At 69.4% G+C, this 4043-nt stretch carries 4 protein-coding genes and 1 pseudogene; 2 read left to right on the top strand and 3 right to left on the bottom strand.

Translation table 11 applies throughout. From position 1 onward, the window contains the following. Positions 1 to 351: 351 nt before the first annotated feature. Complete coding sequence (locus ABZS54_RS42385) at positions 352 to 1359, top strand: IS110 family transposase (protein WP_355548634.1); 1008 nt, start codon at positions 352 to 354, stop codon at positions 1357 to 1359. A gap of 52 nt (positions 1360 to 1411) precedes the next feature. On the opposite strand, the pseudogene ABZS54_RS42380 reads toward ABZS54_RS42385, so the two are convergent. From ABZS54_RS42380 to ABZS54_RS42370, 3 genes and pseudogenes are all read right to left on the bottom strand, one after another. After that, positions 1412 to 1615 (bottom strand): annotated as a pseudogene (locus tag ABZS54_RS42380) (dsDNA nuclease domain-containing protein); the annotation flags it as partial. Positions 1616 to 2636: 1021 nt separating this feature from the next. Then, complete coding sequence (locus ABZS54_RS42375; protein WP_355548631.1) at positions 2637 to 3014, bottom strand: fic family toxin-antitoxin system, toxin component; 378 nt, start codon at positions 3012 to 3014, stop codon at positions 2637 to 2639. After that, positions 3011 to 3223, bottom strand: coding sequence for a hypothetical protein (locus tag ABZS54_RS42370; protein ID WP_355548628.1), 213 nt, complete (start codon positions 3221 to 3223; stop codon positions 3011 to 3013). Before ABZS54_RS42370 ends, ABZS54_RS42375 begins: the two co-directional genes overlap by 4 nt. Here ABZS54_RS42370 and ABZS54_RS42365 point away from each other — a divergent pair. Then, positions 3222 to 3914 carry an IS5 family transposase gene (locus ABZS54_RS42365; RefSeq protein ID WP_355548637.1) on the top strand — a complete coding sequence of 231 codons (693 nt, stop codon included), beginning with the start codon at positions 3222 to 3224 and terminating at the stop codon, positions 3912 to 3914. The two genes, ABZS54_RS42370 and ABZS54_RS42365, sit on opposite strands and share 2 nt — an antisense overlap. Positions 3915 to 4043 lie beyond the last annotated feature (129 nt).

Here is a 4043-nt window from a genome sequence, read left to right as displayed (position 1 = left end):
CCCGAGGAGTCGTCAGTTACCTTGCGAGTCATGCCGGACGCCGACGACGAGCCTGGCAGCAACCCGACCCGGGCCGCAGTCCAACAATCACAGTTACCTTCTTCGTGGCCCTGAAACGGGGCTCCTGGCCTCCGGGCCCGGCATGGCTTTTACCCCCTGTCGAACGCATGACCTGGGGGGTGGTGTCACCGGGTCCGGAGCACCGTTTGACCGCTGATGAGAGGCCTGACCGCCACCCGGCCGAGCGCAACGCCCGGCCATCGACGGGTGGTTGGTCTGCGTAACGTGGATGCGCGCGCACGGTGCCAAGGCGTGAGGCCGGGACGGGAACGACCACCCCCGGAGGGTGCGGTGCTCGACACCGGCGACATCAAGGTCTTCCTCGGCCTGGACGTGGGCAAGACCGACCACCACGGCCACGGCCTCACGGCCGCCGGCAAGACCGTGTTCGACAAGCGACTGCCCAACAGCGAACCGAAGCTGCGGGCCGTGTTCGACAAGCTCACCGCGAAGTTCGGCACCGTGCTCGTGATCGTCGACCAGCCCGCCTCGATCGGCGCCCTGCCCCTGGCCGTGGCCCGGGACGCCGGCTGCGAGGTCGCCTACCTGCCCGGCCTGGCCATGCGGCGGATCGCCGACCTCTACCCGGGCGAAGCCAAAACCAACGCCCGCGACGCACACGTCATCGCCGACGCCGCCCGCACCATGCCCCACACCCTGCGCGCCCTCGAACCCACCGACGAGACCATCGCAACACTCACCATGTTGACCGGCTTCGACCAGGACCTCGCCGGCGAGGCCACGCGCACGAGCAACCGCCTGCGCGGCCTGCTCACCCAGTTCCACCCGTCCCTGGAACGCGTCCTCGGACCCCGCCTGGACCACCCCGCCGTCACCCATCTCCTGGAGCGCCACGGCTCGCCGGCCGCCCTGCGCAGGGCAGGCCGCCGCAGGCTCGTCACCCTCATACGACCCAAGGCCCCGCGCATGGCCGAACGCCTGGTCGACGCCATCTTCGACGCCCTCGACGAACAGACCGTCGTCGTCCCCGGCACCACCACTCTCGACACCGTCGTGCCCTCCCTGGCCCGCTCGCTCGCCGCCGTCCACGAACAACGGCGCGCTGTCGAGGCACAGATCGCCGAACTCCTGGAGGCCCACCCTCTTTCGCAGGTCCTGACGTCGATGCCGGGGGTCGGCGTCAGGACCGCCGCCACCCTCCTCGTGACCATCGGCGACGGATCGTCGTTCCCCACCGCCGCCCACCTGGCCTCCTACGCGGGCCTGGCGCCGGCCACGAGGTCCTCCGGCACGTCCCGTACGTACGCCACAGGCTCTTCAACGGGCCCTTGGCGATAACGTCCGTGAGCGTCCAGGGCGTGGTCGTGTCACGCGTCTTGATCTGCTGGAAATCCCAGAAGAGACCATTCGCCTGCCCCTTGCTGCCGCGGGCGACGATGACGTCCTCGATGTGTTCGCAGGTCACGTGGCGTACCGGCTCGTCAGCGAGTATCTCCAGGACGGCCTGCGCAGCCACATGAACCTGGTACTCGTACCGCCGAAGCGTGACCGAGCCCGAATCATCCGGTGCAACGGTTTCGATCGGATCAGCCATGTATCCCCCGGCCCCCTCTCCCCGCCACGCAGCGTAGGCGAGGGCCACCCGGCCGGTCGATCACTTCAGCGAAACTCGCAACGCCAGACGCCTCACGCTCGTCGCGTCAACACCGCTTCCCGGCGCTGGCGCGATACATTCACCGGCTCGGGTCCGGAGCGGGCAGATCGCACAACCGACCGCCTGGCAGCACTTGGCTGTCAGACAGGAGGCAACAAAGTCGCGAGGCAAGCAGGGAGTTCCCGAGCGGGCCCGGTGGCTCGCTCGGGGTCGGCAGGCGCGGCGCCCGCCGGGTCGGCGTCGTGTTCGTACCGCGCCGGATCCGAAGACACATCCCGAGCGAAAGCGGCGAGCAACAACACGCGGCACTGGTCGAGTTGGGCCTGAGCCCACCCGGGACCATCACCGAGGCGCAGTGAGCGGGCGAGACAACGGCCGGGGGCAGCTGGCAGCCCGCGTCCTCTTTCGCGGTCGTCGACGGCGCGACGAGCCCGCCGGTGCCACGTGTCGTCGGCCGCGGCGGCTCGGCTGGGGCGAACCTTTGACCTTCGAGATCGTCCCTGGTGGGCTGAGAGATCGCGGTTCCCCGATCCGGCAGGGAGGTCACCTCTCCGGTGTAGTCGTAGTCGATGGACACGCCAGCGCGGCCGCGCACGCCGCAGTCCCGGAACGAGACCACGACCGGGACCGTACCCCGGCACCCACAGCGCACCGCCGAACCCCGTGGTGTCGGTGACTCGGCGCCGCTCGGCGGCTCGGGGCGGAAGGACACGCGAGGGCGTGTCGACCACGAATGGGCCGACACCCCCTCTCATACGGGCTGCGCACCGGCAAGGGTGCATATCACGCCCTGATGGGCTCGAACACCCGTGCGTGGCCTGTCGGTTCCTGGCGATGCCTCCCCGCGCGGTCACGCTCGGTTCGACCGCCACGGTCCGCGCGCAGCGCATCGTCGTGGGTGGCGGCGGACCGAGCGGCGAAGTGGTCGGCCCAGGCAACGAAGACACGTCCGCCCAAGGACTCAGTCGGTGGTGTCCCAGGACTTGAGGACCGCCGCGACGCTCGCCGCGGTGGACGACGCGCGGGTCAACTCGTCGGCGAGGGCGGTGACACCGGCCTGGGTGAGCTTGACCGACACGCCGCACGCCGAGAGGTAGCCGTGGGCCACCGCGACGGCCACCCGCAGGTTCGAGTGCTCGAGCCAGCGCATGCGGCCCAGGCTGTGCGCGAGCGCCGCGGCCTTGGCGTAGGTGCCGTGGTAGACGTCCTGCCCGGCGATCACCGCCCGATGCCGCTCCACCGCCGCGACCGGCACCCCGTAGTCGTCCGGAGCCGGATCGTCACGCCCCGCGCGACGCGCCACCTCGAGGATCCACGCCAGATCCACACCCACACTCACCCGCGCGCCTCGATCTCGTCCAGGAGGTCGCCGTAGCCGTCCAGGACCTCCTGCGCGCCCGCGAGGAACACCTCGCGCAGACGCTCGTTGTCCGTGCGGATCAACTGTTCCACGTACTCGTTCACCGGTATGTGCCGCGTCTCCGCCGCTTGGCGCGCCATCTCCGCCGCGGCCTCCTCCAACCGGAGATTCACCTGAGTCTTCGCCATACTCCGCAAGCTACCACCTGATAGCAGCACGGGGAATCAAGGACGAGACCCCGGCACGCTCCAGTCCCTGGCCGATGCGAAGGGTGCGATCACGTGGGATCTGAGCGTCGATTCCACGGTGTGCCGCGCCCATCAGCATGCGGCTGGGGCCCGGAAGCAGGGTGACCTGCAGAAGGAACCGCCGGGCGGTGTCTTCATCGAGCCCCTTGATCATGGACCGGGACGCGCGCGCGGCGGGTTCACCATCAAGCTGCACCTGGCCGTCGAACAGGGCCAGAAGCCTATGTCAATCGTGGTGACGGCCGGGCAGCGCGGCAACTCGCCGCAGTTCGAACCCGTACTGAGGAAGGTCCGCGTGCCTCGCATCGGGGCGGGTCGGCCGCGCGTCCGTCCCGATCGGGTGCGTGCTGACAACGCGTACGCCTCCCGCAAGAACCGCGCTTACCTGCGTCGCCGGGGGATCCGCTGCACCATCTCGGACAAGGTCGACCAGGCGCGTAACCGCCAGAAGCTCGGCTCTCGCGGTGGCAGGCCGCCACATTTCGACCCGGTCGATTACCGTGAGCGTCACGCGGTCGAGTGCGGGATCAAGCGTCTCAAGAGGCACCGCGCCGTCGCCACGCGATACGACAAACCAGCGGTCCGCTACGAGGCGACCGGCCTCGTTGCTGCCATCAACGAGTGGCTGTGACCATCGCCCACGTGTCAGGTCTGCAGTTGCGCCTGTGAGCTTGCTCCGCTTTGACGGACACCTTCGTTGTGGTGGTCAGGCTGCGAGTGCGGCTTCGTATTCGACGGGCGTGCGGTAGCCGAGGCTGCT

It is taken from the genome of Embleya sp. NPDC005575, from assembly GCF_040605455.1.
Classification (GTDB): Bacteria; Actinomycetota; Actinomycetes; order Streptomycetales; family Streptomycetaceae; genus Embleya.
This window is presented reverse-complemented; position numbering and strand designations above follow the sequence as displayed.